Source organism: Mycobacterium basiliense (genome assembly GCF_900292015.1).
Lineage (GTDB): Bacteria > Actinomycetota > Actinomycetes > Mycobacteriales > Mycobacteriaceae > Mycobacterium > Mycobacterium basiliense.
The window spans coordinates 1454927-1468574 of sequence record NZ_LR130759.1 but is presented as its reverse complement, the minus strand read 5'-3'; the positions used below and the strand labels follow the sequence as shown (position 1 = coordinate 1468574).

At 63.1% G+C, this 13648-nt stretch carries 15 protein-coding genes; 3 read left to right on the top strand and 12 right to left on the bottom strand.

All coding sequences use genetic code 11. From position 1 onward, the window contains the following. Window positions 1–54: 54 nt before the first annotated feature. Window positions 55–1062 (bottom strand): TIGR03617 family F420-dependent LLM class oxidoreductase, encoded by a 1008-nt coding sequence (locus MB901379_RS06215; RefSeq protein WP_158015827.1) that lies wholly within the window; start codon window positions 1060–1062, stop codon window positions 55–57. Window positions 1063–1164: 102 nt separating this feature from the next. On the opposite strand from MB901379_RS06215, the gene MB901379_RS06210 reads away from it, so the two are divergent. Next, window positions 1165–2511: a flavin monoamine oxidase family protein gene (locus MB901379_RS06210; protein WP_158015826.1), complete on the top strand. Its 1347-nt coding sequence runs from the start codon at window positions 1165–1167 to the stop codon at window positions 2509–2511. On the opposite strand, the gene MB901379_RS06205 is transcribed toward MB901379_RS06210, so the two are convergent. Further along, a complete protein-coding gene (locus tag MB901379_RS06205) occupies window positions 2506–3477 on the bottom strand; it encodes an alpha/beta fold hydrolase (protein WP_197717868.1) in 972 nt (323 codons plus the stop codon). The two genes, MB901379_RS06210 and MB901379_RS06205, sit on opposite strands and share 6 nt — an antisense overlap. A 138-nt stretch (window positions 3478–3615) precedes the next feature. On the opposite strand from MB901379_RS06205, the gene MB901379_RS06200 reads away from it, so the two are divergent. Further along, window positions 3616–4995, top strand: coding sequence for a flavin monoamine oxidase family protein (locus MB901379_RS06200; protein WP_158015825.1), 1380 nt, complete (start codon window positions 3616–3618; stop codon window positions 4993–4995). 164 nt (window positions 4996–5159) lie between these two features. On the opposite strand, the gene MB901379_RS24480 is transcribed toward MB901379_RS06200, so the two are convergent. The 8 genes from MB901379_RS24480 to prpD all read right to left on the bottom strand — a co-directional run bounded on the left by MB901379_RS24480 (window position 5160) and on the right by prpD (window position 11670). Then, on the bottom strand, window positions 5160–5366 hold the full coding sequence (locus tag MB901379_RS24480) for a hypothetical protein (protein WP_232022003.1): 207 nt from the start codon (window positions 5364–5366) through the stop codon (window positions 5160–5162). 13 nt (window positions 5367–5379) lie between these two features. Next, window positions 5380–5757 (bottom strand): nuclear transport factor 2 family protein, encoded by a 378-nt coding sequence (locus tag MB901379_RS06190; RefSeq protein ID WP_158015824.1) that lies wholly within the window; start codon window positions 5755–5757, stop codon window positions 5380–5382. A gap of 54 nt (window positions 5758–5811) precedes the next feature. Continuing rightward, window positions 5812–6537, bottom strand: a complete 726-nt coding sequence (locus MB901379_RS06185) for a DUF2652 domain-containing protein (protein ID WP_158015823.1) — start codon at window positions 6535–6537, stop codon at window positions 5812–5814. 159 nt (window positions 6538–6696) lie between these two features. Further along, complete coding sequence (locus MB901379_RS24475; protein ID WP_232022002.1) at window positions 6697–6930, bottom strand: hypothetical protein; 234 nt, start codon at window positions 6928–6930, stop codon at window positions 6697–6699. A gap of 150 nt (window positions 6931–7080) precedes the next feature. Beyond that, on the bottom strand, window positions 7081–7566 hold the full coding sequence (locus tag MB901379_RS24470) for a DUF5994 family protein (RefSeq protein ID WP_232022086.1): 486 nt from the start codon (window positions 7564–7566) through the stop codon (window positions 7081–7083). Between the two features lie 551 nt (window positions 7567–8117). Beyond that, window positions 8118–9251 carry a bifunctional 2-methylcitrate synthase/citrate synthase gene (locus MB901379_RS06180; protein ID WP_158015822.1) on the bottom strand — a complete coding sequence of 378 codons (1134 nt, stop codon included), beginning with the start codon at window positions 9249–9251 and terminating at the stop codon, window positions 8118–8120. Continuing rightward, window positions 9248–10165, bottom strand: coding sequence for a methylisocitrate lyase (gene prpB / locus MB901379_RS06175; protein WP_158015821.1), 918 nt, complete (start codon window positions 10163–10165; stop codon window positions 9248–9250). Before prpB ends, MB901379_RS06180 begins: the two co-directional genes overlap by 4 nt. After that, window positions 10162–11670, bottom strand: coding sequence for a 2-methylcitrate dehydratase PrpD (prpD, locus tag MB901379_RS06170; RefSeq protein ID WP_162334335.1), 1509 nt, complete (start codon window positions 11668–11670; stop codon window positions 10162–10164). The genes prpB and prpD overlap by 4 nt, the downstream gene beginning before the upstream one ends. 119 nt (window positions 11671–11789) lie before the next feature. On the opposite strand from prpD, the gene MB901379_RS06165 reads away from it, so the two are divergent. Further along, window positions 11790–13235 (top strand): short-chain fatty acyl-CoA regulator family protein, encoded by a 1446-nt coding sequence (locus tag MB901379_RS06165; RefSeq protein ID WP_158015819.1) that lies wholly within the window; start codon window positions 11790–11792, stop codon window positions 13233–13235. A gap of 7 nt (window positions 13236–13242) precedes the next feature. Here the strand turns inward: MB901379_RS06165 and MB901379_RS25270 are convergent, their stop codons facing one another. Next, the gene (locus tag MB901379_RS25270) at window positions 13243–13395 is read right to left on the bottom strand and encodes an SDR family oxidoreductase (protein WP_158018986.1); all 153 of its coding nucleotides are present in this window, start codon (window positions 13393–13395) and stop codon (window positions 13243–13245) included. A gap of 6 nt (window positions 13396–13401) precedes the next feature. Then, window positions 13402–13545, bottom strand: a complete 144-nt coding sequence (locus MB901379_RS25265; protein ID WP_158015818.1) for an SDR family oxidoreductase — start codon at window positions 13543–13545, stop codon at window positions 13402–13404. Window positions 13546–13648: the final 103 nt, after the last annotated feature.

Here is a 13648-nt window from a genome sequence, read left to right as displayed (position 1 = left end):
CCCCTTCGCCGGCGTCTCCGCCATGGCCGAACCAGTGCCAATCCGATTGAGTGCCTAAGCTTTCGGCTGTAGTCCATCGATGATCGCGGTAAGTGCGGAAAGAGCGAGGGGCGCCGCCTGGTACAGGCAGACTGTGTCAGCGATACCGTCGACGCGATCGCGAATGTGCGCCGCGACGTCCGCGGGGGTGCCGCAGGCGGCGATAGTGTGCAGCATCTCGTCGGTGATGAGAGCGCCCATCTCCTGCCAGCGCCCTTGCTTGGACATCGCGTTGAGCTCGGGCTGCATGTCCTCCCAACCGTGTGCGGCCAGGACCGGACGGTAGGCCGGGGTAGAGCCGTAGAACGCCAGCAGTCGTCGGGTACCCACGGCAGCTTTTTCCCGGTCGGCGTCGGTGTCCCCGGCCGAGACGATGATCTCGGGAATGATCGTGAACTCGTCCTGTCGCCGCCCGCTGGCCTGCAGGCCGTCACGCACGGCGGGCAGCGTGCTGTTGTGCAGAAATCGCTTCGTGCCGAACGGCATCACCAACAGACCGTCGGCATGCTGGGCGGTGGCCCGAGTCAGTTTGGGCCCCAGGGCACCAACGTAGATCGGGGGTGGACCGTAGGGGTTGGGCCCGGGACTGAAGGTCGGTGTCATCAGGGTGTGCCGGTAGTAGTCACCGCGAAAATCTAAGCGGGTACCGGAATTCCACGCCTCGAAAATCGCGCGCAACGCGGCGATCAACTCCGTCATCCGACCCACCGGATTGTCGAACTGGGCTCCGAACCGCTTCTCGATCTGCGCGCGTATTTGGGTCCCTAGGCCCAGGAAGAATCGCCCGCCGCTGAGCAGCTGGTGGTCGTTGGCCTGATGGGCCAGGTGTATCGGATTTCGCGGAAAAGCGATCGCCACATTGGTCATCAGATCCAAACCGCCCACTGCGGCGGCCACCGTCAATGGAGCAAATACGTCGTGCGGCCCCTCGAAGGTGGCGACCCCGCCGGCGCCCGCGTCACGCAGCTCGCGTGCGCGCTGGGCCGCGTCCGCCAGCCCATAAAGGGGGGTGAATACTCTCAATCGCGCCTGCCTGACGACGATGCGTGCGGTGCCAACGCCTGACTGGAATTCGGGCAACCAAAATTTAGCCTACAAAACGTTGAAAATGGTTCACTATAGGGCGTGACAAACCCACCGTGGATTGTCGACGTGGTGATAGTGGGCGCCGGCTTCGCCGGGCTGGCCGCAGCCCGCGACCTGACGCAACAGGGCCATGACGTGCTGGTACTCGAGGGCCGCGACCGCGTGGGTGGCCGCTCCCTCACCGGTAGTGTTGCCGGGCTACCAGCGGACATGGGCGGCACGTTCGTAGGCCCCACGCAAGACGCGGTCCTGGCCCTGGCCGCCGAACTGCAAGTTCCGACCATCCCCACCTACCACGACGGCAAGAACGTGATCCTCTGGCGGGGCGGGGCCCGTCCGTACAGCGGCACCATCCCCAGGCTTTCGTTGGCCGGGCTGCTTGACATCGCACGGCTGCGCTGGCAATTCGAGAGGCTGGCGCGAAGCGTTCCGATCGCGGCGCCCTGGGATGCGCAGCGGGCGCGCGACCTCGACGGGGTGTCGCTGCAGGAGTGGTTGCGATCGGTACGGGCCTCGGCCTCCTCACACAATCTGATGGCCATCATGTCCCGGGTGACCTGGGGTTGCGAACCCGATGGTGTGTCCATGCTGCACGCCGCCCGCTATGTGCGTGCGGCCGGCGGGCTGGACCGGCTGCTCGACGTCGACAACGGTGCGCAGCAAAACAGATTTGCCGGCGGCACCCAGCAAATCGCTGAGCTGGCCGCAGCCGAACTCGGTGCCCGCGTGGTACTCGACGCGCCGGTTCGCCGCATCGAAAGACACGGGGCCGGCGTGACGGTCACCTCCGATCAGGGCGCGGCAGAGGCCGGGTTCGTCATCGTGGCAATCCCGCCCGCTCATCGGGTGGCCATCGAGTTCAATCCTCCGCTGCCGCCGGAATACCAGGAACTCGCCCAGCACTGGCCGCAGGGCCGGTTGAGCAAGGCCTACGCGGCATACAAGACGCCGTTCTGGCGGGCCAACGGGTTCTCCGGGCAGACGCTGTCGGACCGGGGCCCGGTATTCATCACCTTCGATGTCAGCCCAAACGATGATGGGCCGGGCGTCCTGATGGGTTTCGCAGATGCTCGCGCATTCGACTCGCTACCTCCCGAGCGCCGACGTCACGAGGCGTTGCACTGCTTTGCCTCGCTTTTCGGAGACGAAGCGCTCGAACCGGTCGACTACATCGATTATCGCTGGGGCACTGACCAATTCGCTCCTGGCGGACCCACTGCCGCGGTACCCCCGGGGTCTTGGACCCGATACGGGCCGCTGCTGCGCAAGCCCGTTGGCCCGATTCACTGGGCCGGCACCGAGACCGCCGACGAATGGACGGGGTATCTAGACGGTGCCGTCAGATCCGGCCAACGCGCGGCCGCCGAAGTCTCCGCTCTACTATGAACTGATCCGCCGGACCTCGGCAGGCCGGGTGACCGATTCGGCGAGCGCACGCAGGTGCCGGTTGACCTGTTGATGCTGTTCCAACATCGAGCAGTGGCCGCCGGGCAGCTCAACGAGATCGACGATATTGGGCGCGCTACCGGCGATCTTGCGGGACTGACTGATCGGCGTCAGCCGATCACGTTCGCTGCCGATAACCAAGGTTGGCACCGTCAGACCGTCCAATTTGAGGTGGCGACGCCCTAGTTCTTCGACCAGCATCCGCGCACATCCCCCACGTCCGGCTGATGACGTGCGAGCAAAGAGCTCGTAGACCAACCGCGCCGCACTCGGGTCGGCATCGGCGCCGACGGCCATCATCGCAATAACGTATTGACTGGGGATCCGGGCTACTCCGGGAAGCGGGAATCCGCCGAACGCGTTGACCAAGCCGCGGCCGGCCAGCACCCGGGCCGCCGAGAGTTCCCGCGGTACCGGCAACAATTTGACTTTACGCAGCAGGTCTCCGGTGGTGGTGTTGATCAACGCGACCGCGTCGGCGCGCCGAGACACCTTGTGGCGGTAACGTTCCGACCAAGCCGAAATGGTGATGCCACCCATCGAATGTCCGGCGATCAATGCGCGTTCATGCGAGGCCAACGTAGCGTCCAACACCGAATCCAGGTCGGATGCAAGGTGTTTGAGGGTGTAGCAGTCGCGGCGCGGGATACCGCTCTGCCCATGTCCGCGATGGTCGAAAGCGATCACTCGGTAATCGGTGGCCAGATCAGCAATCTGGTATGCCCACGCCCGGATTGAGCAGACAAAGCCGTGCGTCAGCACGATCGGGTAGCCATCGGCGGGCCCGAAGACCTGGGTGTGCAGTGGAGTACCGTCGGATGCCCGAACAGTCAGGGTCTGACTCGGCGGAAGCGCGTCCGGCAATTCGCCAGCCGCATTGCCACGGGTGGCCTTCCGAGCACTCATCGCCGCTCCCCCTTCAACGCGGCTCCATTGCCGCCCTCTGGATGGACGCGAGTTTACCCGACCGTAAAGGCGCTCCGGTCGCATTTCGCCGAACACAATCGGGTAACGACGCCTGGCACGGCATGAGACCCTTAGCGCGTGTCCGGGCTATCCCGTAGGAAGTTCTTCGCGGCAACAGCCGGCCTGAGCTGCACCGTCGGCGCTGGGCTGGCGGCCGGTTGTGCATCGGGTCCGCGATCGGCGCGAAGCAGCAACGCTCCGTCGTCCGACACAAAGTCGGTCCTGATCATCGGCGCCGGAATGGCCGGACTGGCAGCCGCCCGTGGCCTGGTCGACGCAGGATGGCCGGTGCGGGTCATTGAGGCCCGGGCTCGGATCGGCGGCCGGGTTCACACGAACCGGGACTGGGGTGTACCGGTAGAAATGGGCGCCTCCTGGATTCACGGCACTACCGACAATCCCCTGGTCGATTTGGCCCACAAGGCGGCCGCGCAGCTGGCCAGCACCGACTATGACTCACCGGCAAAGCTTGCCATTGATCCTCGCCTGCAGCCGATCACCTATGACGAGAGCACCTGGCGGCAGCTGGTGGCCGAAGCTCGCGGTGAGGTCGACGGCGGGAGTCTGGGAGCGGCAATCGATGCCGCGGCGACGCGCGAAGAACTCTCCGAAGCGGAACGCGCCGAGTTGGCTTACTACGTCAACACCGTGATTGAAGACGAGTACGCCGCAGATTCGGATCAGCTTTCCGCTACCACCTTCGATCGGGGCAACTATTCGGATGGACCACAGGTCGTTGTCACCACCGGCTACGACGCCCTGCCACGGTCACTTGCCGACGGGCTCTCGATCGTCCTCAACGCCGCGGTCAATACCGTGGTACGAAAAGACAACTCGGTGCTGGTACGGGCCGGCGACCAGTCGTTTGAAGGACCAGCCGCCATTGTCACGGTGCCTCTTGGGGTCCTCAAGGCCGGCTCGATCACCTTCGATCCACCCCTGCCCGATGGCCACAGACAAGCCGTGACCGCGTTGGGATTCGGCGCCTTGTCCAAGAGCTACTTCCGCTTCCCGCGACGTACCTGGGATGTGGAGAACGCGTTCTATCAATACCTGGGCTCCGACACATTGTGGGCGCAATGGTTGACCTTGCCGGCCGCGGCCGGGCCGATCGTGTTGGCTTTCAATTCCGGTCACCGTGGTCGGTCCGTGGAGTCCGGCTCCCCCGCCGAGTTGATGGCCAGCGCGCTGCCGGTCGCCAGGCAGCTGTTCGGCGACGACATCGCACCCGTTGAGGTCCGGTCATCGAGATGGACGATCGATCCTTATGCCCTTGGCTCGTATTCGTTCCATGCGACGGGTTCCGGTCTCGATGATCGTCGTCGGCTGCAAGAGCCGATCGGTGACCGGCTCTATCTGGCCGGCGAAGCCGTGGCTGTGGACAACCCAGGCACCGTACACGGCGCGCTGCTCAGCGGTCGATCTGCTGCTACCGAGTTGATGCGCCGGCTCGGCTGATCCGCAGACTGGGCAGAACGCAGGTGGTCGGCTAGGACCAAAACCAAGCGCTTTCATTGGGTTTCGCGTCAACCATGTGGCATACCGTGATCTGTCCGGCCACCACCCGCAATAGGTGCGCCGCGTAGTTGTGCAGGGTGCCATCGCCCTTGCGAGCGCGAACGTCAACCATCACCAAGACCTGATTGGTGTCGACCAATCGCCTCGATTCGGCGCAGGTATTCGTCCTCGTTGATTTCGTCCGTCCCACCCTCAGCGTTGGTGACATGCGCAACCAGGTCTGCAGCCAACAGCCTGCGCATCGCGGGAAAGTCGGCAGCCGAGAAGGCCCAAATGAAATCCTGGGCGATCGCCGCTGGTTCAGGATCCACGGTGAAAATATGGTCAGTAGGTCTCGAGCGCGGCCACGTTGCGCCAACTCGGCCACGTCGTCTCCCAAATTCGGTAGATTCGGCCCCCGCGGAAGGCGGCAATGAGCACTACTTCGATTCGAGTCGGCTTCTCACCTGGGCGAGACGTGGTGATCCAGAGCCGTCCCGCGACCCTGTCGGTGGCCTCCACCCACGCCTGCTCGTCGTATTCGACCGCGTAGCCGATTGCGCTGGCGTAGATCTTGCGGTGACTGTCACGGAATTCGGTGAAGCCTTGACACAACCCGTCGGAGTACATCAGAAAGTCCGGATGATAGTAGCGTTCGATCAGTTCAGCCTGTTTGGCGACGACCATGTGCTCGAACATCTCACGCAGCAGTGAAATCGACATCCGGCGATCGTAGCCGCAATTCGGAGTTCCGATTTCGACCACGCCCGGGCTATCTCAGACCGGCTGCTCTCCCGCACGATCCAGGTTGCGAAACCCCGCGCACGCCTCCCGGGCGCCCACCAGAAATGGCAGCGTCTGCATCTTGAACCGCGTCTTCTCGGTCAATCGGCCGAAGAAGCCGCGTTCCGGCACTGCTGGCCGGATTTCGGATGCGGCGAGATCGATGTAGTACGTCGGCGTTTGACCGAGCCCTTCGAAATCGTGTGTCAGCGGCATGGACAGCACGCGCGTCGAGTCGTCGAGGCAATCCGCCACGACCTCGGTCATCAGCACATATTCGGCCACAGGCACGATGTTCTTCAGCATTCGATGCACCAAGATGACGTCGACGCCGGCCAGCTCCAGCCGGCGCTTCACCTTTTGCTCGGCAACTTCACCCTGGTGAGTGACGAACTTCAGTGACAGATCATCCAGTTGCCCACAGCTGTCGCATTCGCACGCGACGTCCTTCTTTATCCGCTCCCGTTTCTTCAGAAACGCGTTCCGCATCGCCGATACCCGTTCGCAAACAACCACTTTGGCGTCGCCACCCGGCGCCCAAAAAAACGCGGCATCGCCCTCAAGCTTGGCTAGCTTCAGCCCCTTGCCGGCGTCGATGACCGACTCGAGCAGCTCGGCCACGGCCCACTGCGCGTGGGCCAGGTGCATTCTGTTCCAATTCATGAAGTTCGTGTATCCGCCGATATCAGCGATGATGAGGACGGCGCGACGAATGGCCATGAGCCGTAGATTTTAGTGACTCATGTCCAGTTGGTCGATCCGGCCATCGATGCCCTACCGCAAACAGTACGGCGGCGATGAGCGGATCTGACGGTTCTGCGGTTCCGGTCGAGCGGAGCTACCGCCCAGGGCACTCGGTTCGCCACATTGGGGAGGCGGTCACGACTGTCGGGAGTACCTACGGACCAACTGGTCTTCACAAACCGTACTCACGTGTTGGCGGCCATTATCGTCCTGGCCAAAAAATGTCCACTGTTTCGGACTTCTCTGGGGCTCAGTGATTAGCTTTACCCTGAAGGGGAGATGGGTTGGTTGCATCGTGCCGATGATGTCACCAACGCGGATCTCCGACGGATGTATCTCGGGCGCTACCCGCCAATCCTGAATAGCCATGCCGCCCATCCTTTCTCACCGACCTCCTCGAACGAGGTACTTGCCGATTCGGCACAGTTGCGACGTCGACGGCGCCATCCTGCCCCCGAATGCCTTATTGACCAATAACATTGGCGCTGCCGAGCGCTCGGCGATACTGATGGCAGCCCGTCATCTTGTCATTGCTGGATCCACAGCGGCAGCTGCAAGTTCGGGCCCCTGCAAGCGTTGGCCACACAATCTGCTTTCGGCGAATGCCGCATGCATGATGACGTCACTGGTCTGGAATTCTCTGGTTTCCCGTTCTGTCGGCATGATAAAAAGGCCGGCAGTCTTCCGCAGCACCATCTTGGCCAGGACAGCGGAGGTTCTGGACGGTATCACCAGGAGAGTAGCCGAGGCGCGACTGCCAGTGATCATCATCAGCCGCTGATGTCCACAAACCCGGCCATGGTCGCCCTTCGTCGGGCAATTCAGCGCGTCGAGATCCGGCGAACTCTCCAACGACGACCAATTCACACTGATCGCGAGGACATTGCCCAAACGCCCGGCAAGGGCATCGACGAGCTCGGGTAGCTCGCGCGCTATCGAGGCCGAGTGCGGCCACCATGCCCCGTCGAGGGGAGCGCCCAATTCAGGCGCCAAGGCAAGTCGCACCGGACTCGCCAGTCTCCGCCCACGCGCTACCGTGGTCACGGCGCTGACGTTGCCGCGATGGCTGGCACGCCCTGCGACGCGCCAGCAAAACGAAACTGCGCCATAGGCACCGAAGCGCCCGGCGATAACGAGAGCGGTTCACTCATTGATTTCTCTGAACCCAACGCTCGATGACTCATCGACGATCCCTTCGCCTCGGGCTGACCCGGCACACGAATGCGGGGATCGACACAAGCCAATAGCAGACCACCATTTGCGTTGCGGTTGCACATACGAGGCACGCGATGGCTACGAAAAAGCTCGTCACCGACACTACACCCCGTAGCTCGCGACCGCACCGATTCGAAATATCAAGGGAAAGCCGATACACCAAGACGGTCTTCCGCCAAGAACCACAGGCTCGCGACGACAGCGATGCGGTGCTCTACCCCACTCCCCACGGCGCCTGGTCGGCCCCACGGTGCAGTTTGCGACGTCGACCAATGCCCGACAGCCGGTGCCCGCACCACCTCCTCGAGAGCGGCAAATGCCGATAGGCTGACACCCACTGCTCAACGGGTCAGCTTGAGCGCCCGAGGTGCGGTTCCGACGTACTCGCTGAGCGGCCGGATCAAAGCATTGGACGCGGTTTGTTCCATGACGTGGGCGGTCCACCCGGTGATCCGGCTCATTACGAAGATCGGCGTAAAGCAACCGATGTCGAAGCCCATCAGGTGATAGGCGGGCCCGGTGGGGAAGTCCAGATTCGGCCTGATTCCAGTCGCCGCCGCCATATCGCGCTCCAGAATGTGGTAGATGTCGAGCCACCGCTGACCATTGCGGGCCGTGGCCACGCGGGTCAGGGCCTGCTTCATCGTCGGTACACGTGAGTCACCGTTGCGGTAGACGCGGTGGCCGAAGCCCATGACTTTATCTTTGCGGGCCAGCTTTGCGCGCAACCACTCCGATGCCCTGCCAGATGATCCGATGTCCAACATGTCGCGCATAACCATTTCGTTGGCGCCACCGTGTAGCGGCCCCTTGAGCGCACCGATAGCCGCTGTGACCGCGCTGTAGATGTCGGATTGGGTGGAGGTGACCACCCGGGCGGCGAAAGTAGATGCGTTGAAGCTGTGTTCGGCATAAAGGACCATGGACTGTTCGAAGGCGTCCACCACCACCTGTTCCGGTACATCACCAAAGCACATATGTAGGAAGTTCTGTGCATAGTTCATGTGGCTGTGCGGCGCAATCGGCGGCAGACCGCGCCGTCGGCGCATGTCGGCGGCTACCACGGTGGGCAGCATGGCGAACATTCGCAGCGACTTGGCGTAATTGGCCCGCGTACCGCCGTCGTCCTCGTCGGGGTCTTCGGCGCCCAGATAGCTGATCAATGTGCGCACCACGTCCATCGGGTGACAGGTATCGGGCAGCTTCGCCAGCAACGACAGCGTGGATCGATTCAATGCTCGGGCAGCGCGTTCGCGCTGGGTGAACAACGCCAATTGCTGATCGTTGGGGAGTTCGCCGTGCCACAACAAGTAGGCGACCTGCTCAAAACTGCAGTGCGCCGCGAGGTCTTGCACCGCATATCCGCGATAGGTCAACGAGTTGGTCTCGGGGACAACTTTGGAGATTGCCGTGGTGTCGACGACGACGCCGGCTAGCCCCTTGAATATGCGTGGCTTGTCGTCGATCGCGTTCACGGCATAGCTCCCGTCAGGGCGAAGTTGTAGATCTCGGAATCGAATTGGTTGTAATCGGCATATTGCAGCAGCTGGTAAAGTCGGCTCCGGTGCTGCATGCGGTCTAGGAGACCGGATTGTGTTCCGGTGTAGGCAATTTCGCGCAGACCGGCCTCGATGGCGTACAGGGCCAACCGCAGGGTGGTCACCGGGTAGATCACCATGTTGTAGCCGAGTTCGGACAACTGCGTAGCCGTCAGTAGCTCGGACTTGCCGAACTCGGTCATGTTGGCCAGCAACGGGGTGTCCAACGCGGCTCGGAACCGCTCGAACTCGGCCGCTGTGCGTAGGGCCTCGGTGAAAATCAGGTCGGCACCCGCGTCGGCGTAGGCCTTGGCCCGATCGATCGCCGCGGGCACCCCTTCCACTGCGGCCGCGTCGGTGCGCGCACAGACGATGAAATTGGGATCACGCCGAGCAGTTACCGCGGCCCGGACCCGGCTGACCATCTCGGAGGTGCTCACCACCGCCTTGCCGTCGAGATGCCCGCAACGTTTGGGGTTTACCTGGTCCTCGAGATGGCAACCCGCCACACCGGCGTCTTCCAGCACCCGCACCGTGCGTGCCGCGCTCATCGGCTCGCCGAAGCCCGTGTCGGCGTCGATCAACGTGGGCAGGTCGGTCACCGCCGCTATCTGCGCGCCCCGCGCGCTGACCTCGGTCAGGGTCGTCACGCCAATGTCGGGCAGACCGAGGTCGGCCGACAGAGCCGCACCGGACAGATAGACCCCGTCAAACCCGAGTTCGGCGACCAGCTTGGCGACCAATGGTGAAAAGGCACCCGGAAATCGTTGCAACAGTCCGCTTTCCAGTGCCTCCCGGAAGGCGATTCGCTTTTGGGCAGCGGGCAGCGCGCTACCGAACTGGGCGCTCATCCGAGGATGCCCGACGAGATCGTGGGCGCCTTGTCGAGCACGGGCGTATCGACGGTGATGTTAAGTTCACCCAACGCTGCGGATTTCAGGCCGGCCAGATTTTCGGCCACCGACAGGAACCGTTGCTGCTCGGCCTCGGTAACGACGCCGTCGGCTAGCTTTACGAACTTCTCGACGTACTGCTCTCGATGAAATGGCCTGGCGCCCATCGGATGCGCATCGGCAACCGCAAGCTCGTCGATGATCACCTCGCCGCTTTTCAGGGTGATCTCAGCGCGGGCGCCGAACGCCTTCTCGGCCGGGTCGGCTGAGTGGTAGCGCCGGGTCCACTCGGGATCCTCGACGGTGGAAACCTTGCGCCACAACGCGATGGTGTCGGCCCGATGGATACGCTCCGGCGCGTAGGACCGCTCGTGGTGCCAGCTGCCGTCTTGCAACGCGACCGCGAAGATGTACATCACCGAGTGGTCCAGTGTTTCGCGTGAGGCATCCGGGTCGAACTTCTGCGGGTCGTTGGAGCCAGTCCCGATCACCTGGTGGGTGTGCTGACTCGTGTGCAGCAGGATCGTCTCGACCTGCGCCAGGTCGCCGATGCGCGCACGCATCCGACCGGCGAGGTCGATCAGAGCCTGACTCTGGTATTCCGCCGAATACTCCTTGGTGTAGCTGTCCAGGATGGCGCGTTTGGGCTCGCCCGGTTCGGGTAGCGGTACGTGATAGGTGTGCTCAGGGCCGGACAGCAGCCAAGCGATCACCCCGTCCTCGCCCTCCCAGCAGGGTGCCGGCGCGCCTTCCCCGCGCATGGCGCGGTCGACGGCCTCAATCGCGACCTTGCCGGCCCACGCGGGCGCGAATGCCTTCCAACTCGAAATCAGGCCCTTGCGGGATTGCCGGGTGGCCGTGGTCAGATGCAACGCTTGACCGATCGCGGCGTAGATGGTCTCCGGCGACAAACCAAGCATGGTGCCCAGACCGGCGGCGACCGACGGACCGAGATGTGCGACGTGGTCGATCTTGTGCTCGTGCAAGCAGATTCCGCGAACCAAGTCCATCTGGATCTCGTAGCCGGTGGCGATGCCACGGATGAGGTTGGCACCATCGAGGCCGAGGTGTTGGGCGACCGCGACCAGCGGGGGGATGTTGTCACCCGGGTGGGAGTAGTCCGCCGCGAGAAAGGTGTCGTGGAAGTCCAATTCGCGCACCGCGACGCCGTTGGCCCAGGCCGCCCACTCCGGTGAGAAATCCCCGTCGACACCGAACACCTTTGCTCCCGCTACTGGGCGGCGATGTGCGAGCGCTTGTGCCCGCGCGACGGCGACCGGGCGACGAATGACCGACGCGGCCGACACCGCCGCGTTGTCGATGACGCGGTTGATCACCATCGCCTGGGTTTCGGGGGGCACCGCAACCGGGTCCGCGGCTACCTCGGCAATCTTCCACGCCAGGTGTTCAGTGCGGGGAAAGTCGTCGGCGCTGCGCCGGGCTCGAACGTCATGGATCCGCATAAACCGCACAGTACGCAGCTGCCGGAGCTAGGTAAATCCCCTGTAAAAGCGTAATTTTGTGTCCCGATCCGTGCCATTTTGCAAATCTTGTGAAAGCCGGTGAGCGTACTGTGTGACAGATGGCGAAAACCTTCGCCGGCGCGCGGCTACGGCGGTTACGCGAGGAGCACGGGCTAACCCAGGTGGCGCTGGCCCGTGCCTTGGGGTTGTCAACGAGCTACGTCAATCAGCTCGAAAACGACCAGCGCCCGATCACCGTTTCGGTGTTGTTGGCCCTGACCGAACGTTTCGATCTGCCGGGTCAATATTTCGCACCGGATTCCGATGCCCGTTTGATTTCGGACCTACGCGAGGTGTTCGCCGAAGGGCCCGCCACGGCCGCCCAAATCGACGAGCTCGTCGCCCGCATGCCGGCGGTTGGTCAAATGCTGGTCAACCTGCACCGGCGGATACACGATGTCACCACTGAACTCGAAGCACTGCACGGTCGAGCCAACGTCGACGTGCCCGGCGACCCGCAGCAGCCGATGCCCTTCGAGGAGGTGCGGGACTTCTTCTACGACCGAAAGAACTACATCGGCGACTTGGATGTCGCGGCCGAGGAGCTGTTCAACCGAAGTGGGCTGCGGATTGGCGGACTCGACGGCCAACTGGCACTGCTGCTCGGTGACAAGCTCGGTATCGCCGTGGTCATTGACGACGGCGAGACGCTAAATCCGAACTCCAAAAGGCGCTTTCACGTTGATTCCAAGACGCTGTACCTAGCGCGATGGTTGCATCCGGGCCAGCGCGCCTTTCAACTGGCGACCCAGATTGCGCTGCTCACCCAGAACGATCTGATCACCGGCATCATCGCCCGCGATCACCAGCTCAGCGACGACGCCCGCGCAGTGGCCCGCATCGGCCTGGCCAACTACTTTGCCGGCGCGCTGCTCCTGCCCTACCTGCAATTTCTGGAAGCCGCCGAGCGGGTCCGCTATGACATAGACCAACTTGGCCGACGTTTCGAGGTGGGTTTCGAAACGATCTGCCATCGGCTGTCGACTCTGCAACGCCCGAGTGCACGCGGTGTCCCGTTCATCTTTGTCCGCACCGACAGCGCCGGAAACATCTCTAAACGCCAGTCCGCCACCGCATTCCACTTCTCACGGGTGGGCGGGAACTGCCCCCTCTGGGTGGTGCACCACGCCTTTGCCCGGCCGGGCCAATTCCTGACGCAGGTGGCACAGATGCCTGACGAGCGAACCTATTTCTGGATCGCCAGAACCACCACCTCAGACCCCGGCCGCTATCTAGGGCCGGACAAGAGCTTCGCTATCGGACTGGGATGCGACATCGGCCACGCCGACAAGCTGATCTACTCCGTCGGGATCGAGCTGACGGATACCCAGGCGTTCGTGCCGATCGGGGCCGGCTGCAAGATCTGCGATCGACCCACCTGCCCGCAGCGTGCTTTCCCATACCTGGGCCACCGGGTGCAGGTGGATCCGCATATCAGCACCGATTTGCCCTATCCGCCGGCGGTGGTGGGCGGTGTCGAGCACATCGGACCCGGCCGAACTTGAACTCTGTTCACGTTTCCCCACCCGCTCTGAGTATCCAGCCACCATCGACAATGACATCGGCACCGGCCGGGTAGCTGGCTTGTTCGGACGCCAGATATACGATGGCGCACGCAACTTCGTCCGGCTGTCCCCTACTGTCTAAGGGGAGTCCCTTTTCGATAGCCGGTCACCCGATGGGATCCGTCCAGGCATGACGACTCACGTCTGTCGCTATTCCTCCCGGGGGCACACTATTTACCCGGATGCCATAAGAACCCAACGTGTAGGCCAAGCCCTTCGTGGCGATCAACAGACCCGCGTTAAGCCGCACAATGAGACGTCATGCCGCTAGCTGCGGAGTAAGTCGCCGTCGAACATACGTTGATGATCGAGCCGCGAACACCTTGGTCAAACATGCGCTCTGCCACACGTTG